The 14,730-nt window shown below is 71.7% G+C and carries 14 protein-coding genes and 1 pseudogene; 13 read left to right on the top strand and 2 right to left on the bottom strand.

All coding sequences use genetic code 11. The features are described 5' to 3' along the window. Positions 1–123 precede the first annotated feature (123 nt). A pseudogene (locus M8J73_RS40415) lies at positions 124–333 on the top strand (hypothetical protein); the annotation flags it as partial. Between the two features lie 31 nt (positions 334–364). Then, positions 365–1,978 carry a hypothetical protein gene (locus tag M8J73_RS40410; RefSeq protein ID WP_249829750.1) on the top strand — a complete coding sequence of 538 codons (1,614 nt, stop codon included), beginning with the start codon at positions 365–367 and terminating at the stop codon, positions 1,976–1,978. Positions 1,979–2,073: 95 nt separating this feature from the next. On the opposite strand, the gene M8J73_RS40405 is transcribed toward M8J73_RS40410, so the two are convergent. Beyond that, positions 2,074–2,487 carry an organic hydroperoxide resistance protein gene (locus M8J73_RS40405; RefSeq protein ID WP_249829749.1) on the bottom strand — a complete coding sequence of 138 codons (414 nt, stop codon included), beginning with the start codon at positions 2,485–2,487 and terminating at the stop codon, positions 2,074–2,076. A 129-nt stretch (positions 2,488–2,616) separates the two neighbouring features. Here M8J73_RS40405 and M8J73_RS40400 point away from each other — a divergent pair, with 129 nt between their 5' ends. The 9 genes from M8J73_RS40400 to M8J73_RS40360 all read left to right on the top strand — a co-directional run bounded on the left by M8J73_RS40400 (position 2,617) and on the right by M8J73_RS40360 (position 11,994). Continuing rightward, positions 2,617–3,108 carry a MarR family winged helix-turn-helix transcriptional regulator gene (locus M8J73_RS40400; protein ID WP_055539985.1) on the top strand — a complete coding sequence of 164 codons (492 nt, stop codon included), beginning with the start codon at positions 2,617–2,619 and terminating at the stop codon, positions 3,106–3,108. 218 nt (positions 3,109–3,326) lie between these two features. Beyond that, positions 3,327–4,604: a glycosyltransferase 87 family protein gene (locus tag M8J73_RS40395; protein WP_079054969.1), complete on the top strand. Its 1,278-nt coding sequence runs from the start codon at positions 3,327–3,329 to the stop codon at positions 4,602–4,604. Positions 4,605–4,645: 41 nt separating this feature from the next. Continuing rightward, positions 4,646–6,238 carry a glycosyltransferase family 2 protein gene (locus tag M8J73_RS40390; protein ID WP_055539984.1) on the top strand — a complete coding sequence of 531 codons (1,593 nt, stop codon included), beginning with the start codon at positions 4,646–4,648 and terminating at the stop codon, positions 6,236–6,238. Between the two features lie 94 nt (positions 6,239–6,332). Beyond that, positions 6,333–7,304 carry a UDP-glucose 4-epimerase GalE gene (gene galE / locus M8J73_RS40385; protein ID WP_055539983.1) on the top strand — a complete coding sequence of 324 codons (972 nt, stop codon included), beginning with the start codon at positions 6,333–6,335 and terminating at the stop codon, positions 7,302–7,304. 255 nt (positions 7,305–7,559) lie between these two features. Next, a complete protein-coding gene (locus M8J73_RS40380; RefSeq protein ID WP_055516803.1) occupies positions 7,560–7,994 on the top strand; it encodes a DUF6507 family protein in 435 nt (144 codons plus the stop codon). After that, positions 7,991–10,495: a hypothetical protein gene (locus M8J73_RS40375; protein ID WP_063799238.1), complete on the top strand. Its 2,505-nt coding sequence runs from the start codon at positions 7,991–7,993 to the stop codon at positions 10,493–10,495. Before M8J73_RS40380 ends, M8J73_RS40375 begins: the two co-directional genes overlap by 4 nt. Continuing rightward, positions 10,492–10,863 (top strand): toxin-antitoxin system YwqK family antitoxin, encoded by a 372-nt coding sequence (locus tag M8J73_RS40370; RefSeq protein ID WP_055539982.1) that lies wholly within the window; start codon positions 10,492–10,494, stop codon positions 10,861–10,863. Before M8J73_RS40375 ends, M8J73_RS40370 begins: the two co-directional genes overlap by 4 nt. A 326-nt stretch (positions 10,864–11,189) precedes the next feature. After that, positions 11,190–11,489 (top strand): hypothetical protein, encoded by a 300-nt coding sequence (locus tag M8J73_RS40365; RefSeq protein WP_240501432.1) that lies wholly within the window; start codon positions 11,190–11,192, stop codon positions 11,487–11,489. A 97-nt stretch (positions 11,490–11,586) separates the two neighbouring features. Then, positions 11,587–11,994 carry a cytidine/deoxycytidylate deaminase family protein gene (locus tag M8J73_RS40360; protein WP_249829748.1) on the top strand — a complete coding sequence of 136 codons (408 nt, stop codon included), beginning with the start codon at positions 11,587–11,589 and terminating at the stop codon, positions 11,992–11,994. Positions 11,995–12,035: 41 nt separating this feature from the next. Here the strand turns inward: M8J73_RS40360 and M8J73_RS40355 are convergent, their stop codons facing one another. After that, positions 12,036–12,674 (bottom strand): TetR/AcrR family transcriptional regulator, encoded by a 639-nt coding sequence (locus M8J73_RS40355; protein ID WP_249829747.1) that lies wholly within the window; start codon positions 12,672–12,674, stop codon positions 12,036–12,038. A 211-nt stretch (positions 12,675–12,885) separates the two neighbouring features. On the opposite strand from M8J73_RS40355, the gene M8J73_RS40350 reads away from it, so the two are divergent. Together M8J73_RS40350 and M8J73_RS40345 are read left to right on the top strand one after the other, a co-directional pair. Beyond that, positions 12,886–13,839, top strand: coding sequence for an ABC transporter permease (locus tag M8J73_RS40350; RefSeq protein WP_249829746.1), 954 nt, complete (start codon positions 12,886–12,888; stop codon positions 13,837–13,839). Beyond that, positions 13,832–14,710: an ABC transporter ATP-binding protein gene (locus M8J73_RS40345; RefSeq protein ID WP_372504095.1), complete on the top strand. Its 879-nt coding sequence runs from the start codon at positions 13,832–13,834 to the stop codon at positions 14,708–14,710. Before M8J73_RS40350 ends, M8J73_RS40345 begins: the two co-directional genes overlap by 8 nt. Positions 14,711–14,730 lie beyond the last annotated feature (20 nt).

The following is a 14,730-nucleotide window of genomic DNA, read 5'->3' as shown; positions in this document are numbered from 1 at the left end:
CTCCGACGGCACCCCTCAGACCCGGTGACACCACCCCCCAGGTCATGCGTTCGACAGGGGGCAAAAGTCATGCCGGGCCCGGAGGCCAGCGGTCCTCTTGCAGGACCGCAAAAAAACATAACGGGGGCGGTGCGGCAGCGGCCCGTGTTCGGGTGGTTCGTGGTCGCCGGTTCCTGCACGGGCCTGCTCAACCAGGCCGGCCATCCGGACATCACCATCTGGGGCGACCGGCTGATCGTGGTGGCGTGGCTGCTGCCGGTGCTGGGGCTGGCGCTGCTGCTGGAGCGGCTCACCGCCCCGCGCGCTTCACTCGATGGGGTGACGGTCAGCTAAGCGGATGACCTGATCCGGGAAGGGACGGCAAATGCCCTACACCGGATCTGGTTCCGTCTCCCTGGACGGCGGCGCACGCCCCCGGCGCCGCCCCCGCGGCGCACTCGGGGCCACCGCGCTCCGCGGCGGCCGCACCCGTCTGACCCGACGGCCGAGCCCCTACGTCGTGCTGGGCGGGCTGTTCTGGCTGGTGATGACCCTGGCGTACTGGCGGCTGCCGATGTGCTGCGACACCGGCCAGCACGCGGCGGTGATCGAACGCCTCCGCTGGGATCTGTGGCACCCGGCCCATCCGACGGCGGACCTGCCGGGCGCGGGCAGCCCGTACTACTCCCCGTACGCGGTCGTCCAGGGTGTCCTCGTCCGGCTGACCGGCCTGAGCGGCTGGGCGCTGGTGAGGCTGGCCGGGCCGCTGAACCTGCTGGTGCTGCTCACCGGGGTCGGCCGGTTCGTCAGGGTGTTGACGCCCCGGCCGTGGGCGCCGGTCCTCGCGCTGCTGTTCATGACGGTGCTGTGGGGCACCGAGCGGATCGTGTGGAGCGGCCACCTCGCGCTGATGTCGATGACGACGAACCTCGGCTACCCGTCCACGTTCGCGATCGGTCTGACGTTCTGGGCGTGGGCGTGGACGGGCGCACGCGCGCGGGGCGGCGGTCTGGCGCGCGGGGTGCGGTACGTCGGCCCGAGCGGACTCGGGAGCGCCTGGGCGTACGCGGGACTGGGCGCGCTGTACGGGCTGATCGTGCTGACGCACCCGATCACGGCCGTGGCCGCGTTGGCCGGGGCCGTCGCTCTCGTGGCGGCTTGGCAGGGCGGCTGGTGGGGGCCGGTGGTGGGGCGCTGGGCGCTGACGGGCGCGGTCGCTCTGGCGGTCGCGGTGGCGTGGCCGTACTACAGCGTCCTGTCGCTGGCCGGGAACACGAGCGTGGACGGCATGCATCGGCTGCTGTACACGGACATGGGCGGGCATCTGTGGCTGGCGCTGCTGGGGCTGCCGGCGCTGTGGGCGCGGGCGCGCAGATCGCCGCGGGATCCGCTGGTGCTGATGTTCGGGGCGCAGTGCCTGGTGGTGGCGTACGGCTGGGTCGGCGGGCACTACACGTGCGGCCGGATCCTGGGGCTCGCCGCGGTGCCCGCGCAGTTCGCCCTGGCGGTGGAGCTGGCGGCGCCCCGGCCGTGGGGGTGGGGGCGGCGGGTGCTGGGCGCGGTGGCCGCGGCGGGGGTCTGCGTGGGGTTCCTGACCGTGCAGGCGGGGGCGGTCGTCCCCCGGTCGCTGGACCCGGTCGGTTTCGCGCAGCCGCCGCGCTGGCCGGCGTACGCGTGGGCGGCGCGGCATGTGGGCGCGGGTGAGGTGCTGATCACCGACGGGTACTTCGCGGGGCACGCGATGGCCGGGTACGGGGTGAACCTGGCGGCGCCCACCTGGCCCGATCCGGCGCTGGACGAGAAGGAGCGCGCGCGGCGCCACGCGGACGTCCGGGCGTATCTGGACCCGGCGGCCACGCGCGCGGAACGCACGGAGATCGCCCGGCGGTACGGGGTGAGGTGGCTGCTGCTCACCCGGTCGCGCGAGGCGCCTCAGGAGGCGGTGGTCGTGGACTTCAGTCCGCGGACCGGGGAGGTGCTGGCGCGGATCGCTCCGTAGGGCGCGGATCGCTCCGCCGGGGTGATGCGGAGGCGCGGATCGCTCCGTAGGGGTGGTGCGGAGCGATCCGCGCGCGACGGCCGTGCGGCGACGGGTTACTCGATGACGAGCTCGACCGGGATGTTGTTGCGCGTGGCGTTGGAGTAGGGGCAGACCTGGTGGGCCTGCTCGACGAGCTTGCGGCCGGTGGCCTCGTCGACGCTGTCGGGGAGCTCGACGCGGAGGGTGGCCTTGAGGGCGAAGCCCTCGCCCTGCTTGCCTATGCCGACCTCGGCGGTCACGGCGGCCTCGCTGACGTCGACCTTGGCGGCGCGGCCGACCAGGCCGAGGGCGCTGGCGAAGCAGGCGGCGTAGCCCGCGGCGAACAGCTGCTCCGGGTTGGTGCCCTGGCCGTTGCCGCCCAGCTCCACCGGGAGGGCCAGGCCGAGGTCGAGCTTGCCGTCGTTGGTGACGGCGCGGCCCTCGCGGCCGTGGGTGGCGGTGGCGACAGCGGTGTAGAGCGCGTCCATGGGAAACCCATCCCTTTCACAGTTCACGTCACGTCCGGCGATCCGTCCGATCGCCGTGCACGGCCCCAAGTAGAGCACACAATTCAATTGGGCACAACTAAATGGTGGGCGGCGAGGTACTCTGGGGGCATGACCAGCGCCATCCCATTGCCCGAGGGGGTCTCCGAGGAGGAGTTCCTCCGCCTGGACCGGCAGATCTGCTTCTCCCTGCACGCCGCCTCGCGCGCCTTCAACGGCGTCTACCGGGTGGTCCTCAAGGAGCTGGGGATCACCTATCCGCAGTACCTGGTGATGCTCGTGCTGTGGGAGCAGGGCGAGCTGCCCGTCAAGAAGCTCGGCGAGTATCTGCGACTCGACTCCGGGACCCTGTCCCCGCTGCTGAAGCGCCTGGAGGCCGCCGGTCTCGTCCGGCGGGAGCGCAGCGCCCGCGACGAGCGGTCCGTCGAGGTGCGGCTGACCGAGGAGGGCACCGCCCTGCGGGAGCGCGCCCTGGCCGTGCCGCGCCGGATCTTCTCCGCGACCACGTTCGACGTCGACGAGATCCGCGACCTCCGCGACCGCCTGGACCGCCTCACCGCCGCCCTGGACGAGGCGGCACTCCAGGACCCCACGACCCGCTGACCGTCCCCGTCCCTCTGCCGGCGAAACCGCCCCCGGACGCCCCGGCGGACCACCCTCGGGCGCGGAGGGTTGCCGTCGGGCACGGCCGGCCGCCGTCGGATGAGAAGCACGCCCCAGGTGGCCCCCGTACTGCCCATCGGTCGGTCTTGATCGCTCTTGTCGGCCTTCGACGGCGTATCGCCGCATTCCCGGCTTTCGCGCGCCTTACGATCCGGCCGATGAGATCTCTCACCGTCGGCTGGCTCGCCACCCGCGCCCTGATGCTGTGGCTGCTCGCGCACGACCACCTCGGCCCGCTCGGCGAGGGCGGGGTCGCGCGCGAGGTGCACCAGCTGTACGCCCGCTGGTACGGCGTCCTCACCACCGGCACGTACCCGTCGGGGGACCGGCTGTGGCAGTACCCGCCGGGCGCGGGCCCGGTGCTCCTCTCCCCCGGGCTGCTGCCGGGGCTGACGTACTTCCAGGCGTTCGTGGCCCTGACCCTCGCGGCGGACCTGGTCGTCACGGTGGCCCTCCTGCGCGCGGGACGGCGCCCCGGACGCAGTCTGCGCGGCGCGGCCCTGTGGACGGCGGCCCTACCGCTGCTGATGTTCCTGCCCCTGGTGCGCTACGACGTGCAGGCCACCGCCTTCGCCGTCGTCGCCCTGCTCGCCCTGTCGCGCTCCACGCGCGCGTGCGGGGCGCTGGCGGCGGCCGGCGCGCTGGTGAAGGTGTGGCCGGCACTGACGCTGATCGGCATGCCGAGGGGCCGTACGACGCGGGAGGCGTGGACGGCGGCGGTGGTCACGGCGGGTGTGCTGCTGGGGGCACTGGCCGCGCTGTTCAGGGATCCGTTCGACTTCCTGCGGCAGCAGGGCGGGCGGGGCGTGCAGATCGAGTCGCTGGGCGGCACCGCCCTGGGGCTCGCGCGCCGGGCGGGCTGGCCGGGGACCGTGCGCCATCGCTACGGCTCGCTGGAGTTCGTCGGGCCGTATGTGTCGTCGGTGGCCGCGGCCCTGCTGGGGCTCACCGTGCTGGCACTCGGCGCGCTGCTGCTGTGGCGGACGCGGGCCCGCCGCTGGTCGCCGGCGACACCGTACGACGCCGCCCTGGCCGCCGTGCTGCTGTTCACGGTGACCAGCCGGGTCATCAGCCCCCAGTACCTGGTGTGGCTGCTCGGACTGTCCGCCGTGTGCCTGACCTCGCGGCACACCACCCAGCGGCCGGTGGCCGTCCTGCTCGTGGCGGCGACCGCCCTCACCACCGTGGTCTATCCGGTGCTCTACGACGACGTGGTCGCCTCCACCTGGCGGGGCTGTCTGCTGATGGTGGCGCGCAACGGGCTGCTGGTGATCGCGGCGGGCCTGTCGTTCGCCCGGCTTTGGCGGGGTACCACCGGGAATCCCCACCCGGTCGGCACGAACGCCACCGACGATCCGACGGAATCCCACACGCCCGAACGGAACCCCGACTCCACACGGGCCATCTTCCCGACGGGGCCGCGAAGTCCCTCTTAAGGGAAGATTGCACACAAACCTCTCATAGGTTCGGGGCAACGATGCTTCTTCAGCAGGCGCAGGTCACCGTCGTCGTCATCGGGTACGACGATGCCCTTCACGTGGCGGACGCAGTGCGCTCGGCGCTCGCCCAGGGGCCGGCCGTCCATGAGGTGATCGCGGTCGACGACTGCTCGACGGACGGCAGCGGCGATCTGCTGGAGGAACTGGCCGCCGCCGAACCCCGGCTGAGAGTCGTCCGGCGCGGGACCAACAGCGGCGGCTGCGGCACCCCGCGCAACGACGGCCTGGACGCCGCGACCGCCCCGTACGTGATGTTCCTGGACAGCGACGACGTCCTGCCGCCGGGCGCCGTCACCGCACTGCTGGACGCGGCGGTGGAGGACGACGCGCCGGTGGCGGCCGGGCTGTGCGTCCGCAGGGAGCTGCCTTCGGGGCGCGAGACGCCCTGGCAGCCCGAGGTGTACGCCCGGCGCGCGCTGGTCACCCATCCGGCCCGGCGCGAGCGCCTCGTCCACGACACGCTCTGCGTCAACAAGCTCTACCGAACCGCCTTCCTGCGCGACCACGGCATCCGCTTCCCCGAGGGACGCTTCCCGTACGAGGACTTCGTGTTCGTCGCCCGCGTGCTGGCCGCCGGGCCGCGCGTCGCGCTCGTCCCCGACCCCGTCTACGTGTGGCAGGTCCGGCGTTCGGCGGCCCGGCTCTCGCTCTCCCTCGACCGCTCCGACATCGCCAACTGGCAGGCCCGCATCCAGGCCGACCGGCTGTCGTACGACATCCTCCTCGGCGCCGGCGAGAAGCGCCTCGCGCGGGCCACCCGGACACGCTTCCTCGACCACTCGCTGCGCATGTACGTGCGCGAGCTGGACCTGCGCAGCGCGCACTACCGGCGCGAATGGTGGGGCCTCACCCGCGCGTACCTGAGCTGCTTCGACGAGGGCGACTTCACGCCGGCGCCCGCGCCCGGCCGCGTCGTCGCCCGGGTGATCCTCGCCGCCGAGGAACCGCGCGACCTGGGCCGCCTCAAGGAGATGGCGGCCCGACCGGCGCGGCTCAACCCGCCGTACGCGCGCGCCGGCGACGGCACACCCGTCTGGTCGGCGGACCTGCCCCAGGTGGAGCTGGACCACCTCCTCGTCCGCCCCGTGCACCTGCTGCCGGCCGCCGTCGACGCGGAGCTGCGGCCCCACGCGCGGAGCACCGTCCTCCGGCTGCGCCTGCACGAGCTGTACGGACGGATGGCGGACGCGGGCCCCGAGACGGTGGAGGTGGAGTTCGTCGAGCGGGACGACGGCCGCGTGGGCCTCGCCCGCACGGTGCCCCTCACGGCCTGCCCCGGGGCCGAGCACTGGGCGGCGGAGGTCCCGCTGGACCTGGCGGCGCTGGGCAGCGGCACCTGGGACCTGCGGCTGAGACTGCTGTTCCAGGACGGCAGCCGGCGCGAGACCACCGCCCACGCGGTCTCGGGTGCCGGGCTACTGCGCCGTCGCGCGCTCCCGAGCACCCGGCACGGAGTGCTCCTGGTGCAGCCGTACGCGACCCACGCGGGCGCGCTCGCACTGCGGCTCGCGCCCGGTTGGCGCGGATTCACCGAGGTGGTGCGCCGTCGTCTCAAGCGCCTGCTTCACTGATGACCGACCTGGTCGCACCCGCGCCGTCACCCGACGCGCGCGGCCTCACCCCTGGCAGGACCCCGCGGGTCCATCGACGAGAGGACAGTCGTCCATGACCTGGCTGATCACCGGTGGCGCCGGATACATCGGAGCCCATGTGGTGCGCGCGTTGCTCGACGCGGGCGAGGAGGCCGTCGTCTACGACGACCTGTCCACGGGGATCGCCGAGCGGGTGCCGGAGGGTGTGCCGTTGGAGATCGGCTCGACCCTCGACGGGGAGCGTCTGGCGCGGGTGATCCGCGGCCACGGCGTCACCGGCGTCGTGCACCTCGCGGCGAAGAAGCAGGTCGGCGAGTCCGTCGAACGGCCCCTGCACTACTACCGGGAGAACGTCGAGGGCCTGCGCACCCTGCTCGGCGCCGTCACGGACGCCGGTGTCCCGTCGTTCGTGTTCTCGTCCTCGGCGGCTGTGTACGGCATGCCCGACGTGGACCTGGTCACGGAGGACACGCCCTGCGCGCCCATGAGCCCGTACGGCGAGACGAAGCTGGTCGGGGAGTGGCTGGTGCGGGCCACGGGCCGGGCGACGGGCCTGTCGACGGCGTCGCTGCGCTACTTCAACGTCGCCGGGGCGGCGGCCCCGGCCCTGGCCGACACCGGTGTGTTCAACCTCGTCCCCATGGTGTTCGAGAAGCTCACCGAGGCGGCTCCGCCGCGGATCTTCGGCGCCGACTACCCCACCCCCGACGGCACCTGCGTCCGCGACTACATCCACGTCGTCGACCTGGCCGAGGCCCATGTGGCCACCGCCCGGCGGCTGCGGGAGGCCCCCGGCACCGACCTCACCCTCAACATCGGCCGCGGCGAGGGCGTCTCGGTACGGGAGATGATCGACCGGATCACCGCCCACACCGGCCACTCCCTGTCCCCGGTCGTGGTGGACCGGCGTCCGGGCGACCCCGCCCGCGTCGTCGCCTCGGCGGACCGCATCGCCACCGAACTGGGCTGGAAGGCCCGCCACGGAGTCGACGAGATGATCGCCTCCGCGTGGGAGGGCTGGACGCACCACCACCCTGCCCGGTGAGGGAGGCACCACGGCCCTGACCGGCGAGAGTCGGCCCCGCCGCCGATGGCCGCCCCCGTACCCGTCGCCGCAGCCTTGCCCGTGGCTGTGAGGCACCTCACCGCATTGACGTTGCGCTCGTAACCGCCCCTTTGGTACCAACGATTGACGTGCGCGCCCGTGCGACGGCCGTGAAGTCCCGCTCTCCGGTGGGAACCGAACGGTGCCGGTTGCGCGTGTGTACTGAGGGAAGCGAACGTTACGGGGGTAACGACGATGCCGGCTTGGGACATCGATCCGGTCAACGTGCAGAGCACGCTGAACTCGACCGGTGAGGCGGCGGGCGGTCTGGAGAAGGCCGCCAACTCACTGGTGACGAACATGGCGAGCGCGGCCGAGTCGGCCGGAACAGCCGTACCTGGCGGGCAGTTCAGCGGCCCCATGATCGGACCGGTCGCCGCCGGCACCCCGCGCGTGCCGGTCGGCCCGGTGGCGGCGGCGCTGAGCAAGTACCTGGAGGAACGGCAGAACAAGCTGGCGTTCATGGCGCAGCGGACCATCGACTCCGTACAGGGCGCCGCCAAGGCCACCAACGCGTACGTCACCGGTGACCTGGACATGGCCGCCCAGCACCAGGCCAACGCGCTCAAGGCGACGGTGGTGCCCCCGCCGCCCGGCGTCGGCGGCGACGGCGGGCAGGGGCCGAAGTGAGCGACGACATCCCCGTCATCCCGGAAGAGGTCCCCGAGTTCACCGGCAACCTGGAGCTGCTGGACCAGCACATCAGCGGCATCCGGTCGGCCGGGACCTCGCTGAAGGACTCGGGCTCGGCGATCGACACCCGCTTCGGCGGCCTGTCGGCGTACTACAAGGCGCCGGAGGCGGACCAGTTGTTCGCGACGACGGCGCCGGTCGCGGCGAAGGGCGAGGAGTTCTCCACCGAGTTGGGGACCGTGGCCTCCGCGCTCGACGACTACGCGGCGGCGGTCGGCCCGCTCAAGCAGAAGTTCGAGCAGCTCCGCCGGGACGCCATCGCCTTCCGCGCGAAGATCGCGGACGATGACGAGTGGCGTGCCGACGGTGACCTCGTCGAGGAGAACAACAACCGCCGTTCCGACATCAACGCCGCCTACGCCGCGTTCCAGGCGGCCGAGCGCGACTGCTACAACAAGATCGTCGCGCTGGTCGGCGGTGAGCCGCTGGTCGTCAACGACGGCTCGAACAAAGAGAACATGTACGGCTACCGCGGCGAGGACCTCGACCACGCCGGCGGACTGCCCTGGGGCGACCCGGTGGAGGAGTCCAACCCCTGGTACTACATCCACGAACACGTCTGGGACTTCGCCGTCGGCTTCGTCGTCGACGGCGTCTGGGGCACCATCAAGGGCCTGGGCACCCTCGTCGGCTTCAGCGGCTGGGACGCGGCCGGCCAGGCATGGACCGGCCTGGGCAAGCTCCTGACCGGCATCGCCATCACCGCGACCCCGCTGGGCGCGGCGTACTGGCTGACCCCGGCGGACAAGCTGCCCTCCTGGCTGCGCGACTCCCGCACCGCGGTCGTGGAGACGGGCAAGGCGCTGATCGCCTACGACGAGTGGGGCAAGAACCCCTCCCGCGCGGCCGGGGCGGTCACCTTCAACGTCGTCACCACCATCTTCACCGGCGGAGCCGGCGGCGCGGTCTCCGGCGCGGGCAAGGCGGGCGCCATCGCCAAGGCGATCTCCTTCGCCGGCAAGGCCGGCAGGATCGTCGACCCGATGACGTACATCACCAAGGGCGTCGGCGCGACCGCCGTGAAGATCAGCGACGTCATGGCGAGCCTGCGCGGCATCACCGACGGCACCCACATCCGCCTCGGCGAGGGCACCTACCGCATCGCCGACACCCCGAACCTGACGGACGAGCTCCCGGCGGGCCTGAACCCCGAGAACAGCGTCCGCATGGAAACCCCCAAGGGCGAGGTCGTCTACCTCGACACCAAAACCCTGATCATGCACAACGCCGACGGCACCGTGCGCGAGTCCCTGGACGGCATCAAGCACGAGGGGACGGCGGCGGAGCGGGGCGCCGAAGTACGGACTCCGGAGCAGGAGTTGGTGGGGGCCGGGGCCAGGGTCGGTGACGGCAGTACGGCTGCGGGGCGAGTCGGGGACGACCTGAGCGGCACCGCGCGCGTGGGTGACGACCTCGGCGGCACCGGGCGGGTCGGGGACAACGGCCTCCCGGGTGGGCGTGCCGATGATCTGGGCCGTGGTCCCTCCGCGAGCCATGAGCCGCCGACCGGTCCGCGGGACCCCTCCACCCCGCCCCCGCATGGCGACGGCCCCACGGCGAACGGTCATGCCGACGACGGGGCCCGCCCCGGCACGGGGCACGAGCCGGGCCCCGTCGGACACGGAGACGACGGAGTTCGTCAGGGCGGCCATGGCGATGGCCATGGCTCGGGTAGCCATGCCGACGACGGCACGTCACCGCATGGGCAGCCCGACGGTGCCCACCACGGCGACCGGGACGTACGGGAACCGGGCGGTTCGATCGCGGAGGACGCCGCCCGCCGGGCCGCGCCCCCCACCGAGATCGTCCCGGGACAGCCCTTGCCACCAGCCGGGCCCGGCACGAAGATCCTCGGTCAGGTACCGCCGGGCCGCGTGGAGACAGTGGAAGTCAACGGCTACAAGGTAATTACCAAGGTCGATGGCAAGAACGTCGAGCATTTCCTCAAGGAGCTGGGATATCAGCGTGCCGCTTCCTATCTGGAGGCGAAAGAACTGGGGACGTTTCCCAGGAAGCAAACAGGGGCCTGCGCCGGCCCGGTCATGGATCTGCGGACAGGCATAGTCGCCGAAGGAATCAACGGCAAGGCCACCAACATCATCCCGCCGGATCACGTCCACCCGACCATCGCGGCCCGATACGGCGAAATCGGCGATCCCCCACCGGGGCCGGACCACCCGCTCGGGCACGCCGAGGTCAAGGCAGTCAACGAGTTGCTGTGGGAACGGCAGAAGCGAGGCCTTCCCGACGGGGAGGAAGCGCTCGCCGACATGATCGCCTCCATCGAGTTCCCGTACCTGAACCATATGAAGACGGGGCTTCCCGTACGGCCCGCGGCTTTCTGCGTGAACTGCCACCATATGCTTCACGGTGTGGACAGCCTGCACGGCAGGTTCACGGGCTCCCCGCCGACCGATGACAATTGGATCCCGCAATGACTTCAGTACCACGAATCGACATCGACGACCCCGAGGTCGATATGGATTACGAGCAACGTCTGCTGTATCGGGGGCGCCCCTTCACCGGAGAAGTCGAGGAGCGCTCAGGCGGTGTTGTCATCAGTCTGGACTCGTACGTCGACGGCCTCCAGGACGGTCCCAGCCGCGAGTGGTACAAGGACGGCACCCTTCGCTCCGAGGCGACGGTACGCAAGGGGCGCCCGGTCGGAGTCGCCAGGGAATGGCACCCCAACGGCACGCTCGCCTCGGAACAGGTGTTCGCCGAGAACGGCCTGACCATGCTGCAGGACTTTCACTGGGACGAGAATGGGCAGCCCACCAAGACTTGGCGCAAGGAACCTGAATGACCCTGCCGGTCACCGGCATCGATGCGCTGTAGAGGAACTCTCGGGACGGTGCTGAGTGATGTCGACGCTCCTCCGCTCTCCGAGAGAGTGCGCGTCATGGACGTGGGATCTCGAAGAGTACGCGCCTCCGGGCCTGGAATCCGCGCTGTCCGTCGCCGCTCGGATGTCCGCCGTTCTGCGTGAAGCCGAGCTCCTTGCACCCGAAAGCCTCGAATGGGACTGGTTCGTGGACGGCAGCGGCGGCACCGGGCTCATCACTCGTATGTCACTTCTGGGTCCGATCGACGATAAGGAGGTACCCCCTGCGCGTCGCGCGGAGCCGCCCCGTGGGCTTCCCCGACGCCCAGGTCGGGAGCATCCTCGTCGCGGGTTCCGGGACCTGGATCGACGCGAGGGGGGAGAAGCGCGGGGAACACCGGCTGGTCGAATTGACGGTGGCGCCCGACGCGCCCGGGATCTGGGCTGAACTGGCCGTCTTCCACGACGTCTGGGGCCCCTTCGACTTCCGGGGCCTGCCACATCCGGAGGTCGAGGAGCAGAACGCCCCGCGCCTCGCGGTGGCCCTTCAGACGCTCGACGCCCTGCTGGGGGGTCTGCGCCGAGCCCGGCGACGGTTGGCCGCGTAGAGCCGTTCGGTGCGGCGGTTCCGGCGATATGCGCTTGCGTCGGGCTGGTCGTCCAAGGCAGCGTCTGCGGCCGGCCCAGAAGAACAGGAAGAGGACCATGCGGAGCGACGACGTCGATCACGAGCTGATCCGGGCGGCGGCGCACGTCGCCCGTACCCGTTGTCAGGGCGACAACCACACCATGGCCGCGGCGGCCCGCGCCCGGGACGGTCGGATCGTCACCGCGGTGAACGCCTATCACTTCACCGGTGGCCCCTGCGCCGAGCTGGTCCTCATCGGCGCGGCGGCCTCCCAGGGCGCCTACGAGCTGGACACGATCGTCGCCGTCGGGGACCGGGACCGTGGGGTCGTGCCCCCGTGCGGCCGGTGCCGTCAGGTGCTGCTCGACTACTTCCCCGACCTCAAGGTCATCGTCGGCCGGGCCGACCGCCTCCGCGCAGTCCCCGTCACCGCCCTGCTCCCGGAGAGCTACATCTGGGCCGACCACCAGCTCGACACGGACTAGCTCCAGCCACAGGCCCAGCCGCAGCCCCAGCCCCCAGCCCCCTACAACGCCCGCAACGCCGCCGCCGTGGCCCGCGTCAGCCCCTCCAGATACCCCTTCGGCAGCTTCGGCGTGCGCACCACCACCGACCGCCAGTACAGCGGGCCGGAGATCAGATCCAGCGCCAGGTTCTCGTCGACGCCCTCGCGCACCTCGCCCCGCGCGACCGCCGCCGCGACGATGCCCGTGGCGACGCTCTGCTGCCCCTCGCTCAGCGCCTTCTGCATGGCCTCGGCGATATCGGGGTTGCGGGCGGCCTCCGCCTGGAGGTCGGGGATGATCTGGCCGGCCACGGGGTGCCGCAGGGCGCGCGACGTGACCTCGTACAGCAACCGGAGGTCACCCTCCAGGGACCCCGTGTCCGGCGTCGGCAGCCCCTGGACCGCCACGGCCGACACGAGGTCGAGCACGAGGTGCAGCTTGGAGCGCCAGCGGCGGTATACCGCCGTCTTGCCGACGCCCGCGCGCCGCGCGATCCCCTCGATGGACATCCGGGCGTAGCCGACGGCGGCCAGCTCCTCGAACACCGCCGCCCTGATCGCCTCGGTCACGTCCTCGCGGAGCACGGCCGCCCCGGCGGGCGCCCGGCGGGGCGGCCGGGGCGGCGGCTGGGCCGCGGAGGAGTCGGCGCTGGTCGTCATGCCGACCAGCATAGGGGCGTCACGACGAAACGGTTGCGTTCCGACGTCAGATCCGCTTACGCTCACGTAACGACGATACGGTCCCGTCCCGACGTAAGGGCGGGGCAAGAGAAGTACCGGGAAACACCGAGAAAAGTAAGAGCGGCACCCGCCCCGTCGCCCCACCCCGCCCCGCCCCGTCGCCCGCCCCCACCTAGCGAAAGCAGCGGATGTGAGCCAGGTCCTCGACACACCGCCCCCGACCGACACCGGCACCCCGACCGCCACCGGCACCCCGGCCCCCGCCAAGACCACCGCCGAGACCCCCGCGCAGCTCGCCGCGCGCCACGGCCTCACCGTCAGCGGGGCCCGCCCCTCCCTGGGCGCGTACGTGCGGCAGCTGTGGGCGCGGCGGCACTTCATCACGGCCTTCGCCACGGCGAAGCTCACCGCGCAGTACAGCCAGGCGAAGCTCGGCCAGATCTGGCAGATCGCCAACCCGCTGCTCAACGCGGCCGTGTACTACTTCATCTTCGGCGTCCTGATGGGCACGAAGCACGGTGTCCCGGACTATGTGCCGTTCCTCGTGACCGGCGTGTTCGTGTGGACGTTCACCCAGAGCTCGATCATGGCCGGCACCCGGGCGATATCCGGCAGCCTCGGCCTGGTCCGCGCCCTGCACTTCCCCCGGGCCTCGCTCCCCGTCTCATACTGCCTCCAGCAGCTCCAGCAACTGCTGTTCTCCATGGCCGCGCTGGCCGTGATCCTGCTGGCCTTCGGCGTGCCGGTCACCCTCTCCTGGCTGCTGATCGTGCCCGCCCTGGCCCTGCAGTTCGTGTTCAACGCCGGTGTCGCGATGGTCATGGCCCGCATCGGCGCCAAGACCCCCGACATCTCCCAGCTGATGCCGTTCGTGCTGCGTACGTGGATGTACGCGTCGGGCGTGATGTTCAGCATCGACAGGATCCTCGCCAACCGCGATCTGCCGTACGCCGTGCATCTGTTCCTGGAGTACAACCCGGCGGCGCTCTACATCGACCTCATGCGGTTCGCGCTCATCGACAGCTTCGAGGGCGGCCAACTCCCCCACCACGTCTGGGCGGCCGCCGCGGGCTGGGCGCTCCTCGCGGGCGTCGGCGGATTCATCTACTTCTGGAAGGCTGAGGAGACCTACGGCCGTGGCTGACACCAACACCCTCCCGGGTACACGGCGGGACACGCCGGGCACCACCGACGCGCCCGCCCCCACCGCCGAGCACGAGCACGTTCCCGCCGTCGGGGACGAGCCCGTCCCCACCGTCGTCGTCGACGGCGTCGACATCGTCTACCGGGTCAACGGCACGGGAGCCGGGCGCGGCAGCGCCACGGCCGCGCTGAACCGCATGCTCCGGCGGAAGAAGAGCGAGAGGGCGGCCGGTGTGCGCACGGTGCACGCCGTGCGGAACGTGTCCTTCACCGCGTACCGGGGCGAGGCCATCGGGCTCATCGGCACCAACGGGTCCGGGAAGTCGACGCTGCTCAAGGCGGTGGCGGGACTGCTGCCGGTGGAGAACGGCCGGATCTACACCGACGGCCAGCCCTCCCTGCTCGGGGTGAACGCGGCGCTGATGAACGACCTCACCGGCGAGCGCAACGTGTACCTCGGCGGGCTCGCGATGGGGATGTCCCGTGAGCAGGTCCGTGAGCGGTACCAGGAGATCGTCGACTTCTCCGGCATCAACGAGAAGGGCGACTTCATCACGCTGCCGATGCGGACGTACTCCTCCGGCATGGCGGCGCGGCTCCGGTTCTCCATCGCCGCGGCCAAGGACCACGACGTGCTGCTGATCGACGAGGCGCTGGCGACGGGCGACCGGTCGTTCCAGAAGCGGTCCGAGGCGCGCATCCGCGAGCTGCGCAAGCACGCCGGGACCGTCTTCCTCGTCAGCCACAACAACAAGTCGATCCGCGACACATGCGACCGGGTGCTGTGGCTGGAGCGCGGCGAGCTGCGCATGGACGGGCCGACGGACGAGGTGCTGAAGGAGTACGAGAAGTTCACCGGCGGCAAGAAGTAACCGCCCTCCCGGCCCAGCCC

Origin of the sequence: Streptomyces neyagawaensis, assembly GCF_023516595.1 — a bacterium.
Taxonomy (GTDB): Bacteria; Actinomycetota; Actinomycetes; order Streptomycetales; family Streptomycetaceae; genus Streptomyces; species Streptomyces neyagawaensis.
Note: the sequence above shows the minus strand (reverse complement) of the source record. Positions and strands in the feature narration are given on the sequence as shown.

Coding starts and splice junctions, on each gene's coding strand:
- M8J73_RS40400 (WP_055539985.1), top strand. CDS start 2,617: ATGACCAGCGCCATCCCATTGCCCGAGGGGGTCTCCGAGGAGGAGTTC.
- galE (WP_055539983.1), top strand. CDS start 6,333: ATGACCTGGCTGATCACCGGTGGCGCCGGATACATCGGAGCCCATGTG.
- M8J73_RS40380 (WP_055516803.1), top strand. CDS start 7,560: ATGCCGGCTTGGGACATCGATCCGGTCAACGTGCAGAGCACGCTGAAC.
- M8J73_RS40405 (WP_249829749.1), bottom strand. CDS start 2,487: ATGGACGCGCTCTACACCGCTGTCGCCACCGCCACCCACGGCCGCGAG.
- M8J73_RS40355 (WP_249829747.1), bottom strand. CDS start 12,674: ATGACGACCAGCGCCGACTCCTCCGCGGCCCAGCCGCCGCCCCGGCCG.
- M8J73_RS40395 (WP_079054969.1), top strand. CDS start 3,327: ATGAGATCTCTCACCGTCGGCTGGCTCGCCACCCGCGCCCTGATGCTG.
- M8J73_RS40370 (WP_055539982.1), top strand. CDS start 10,492: ATGACTTCAGTACCACGAATCGACATCGACGACCCCGAGGTCGATATG.
- M8J73_RS40410 (WP_249829750.1), top strand. CDS start 365: ATGCCCTACACCGGATCTGGTTCCGTCTCCCTGGACGGCGGCGCACGC.
- M8J73_RS40360 (WP_249829748.1), top strand. CDS start 11,587: ATGCGGAGCGACGACGTCGATCACGAGCTGATCCGGGCGGCGGCGCAC.
- M8J73_RS40390 (WP_055539984.1), top strand. CDS start 4,646: ATGCTTCTTCAGCAGGCGCAGGTCACCGTCGTCGTCATCGGGTACGAC.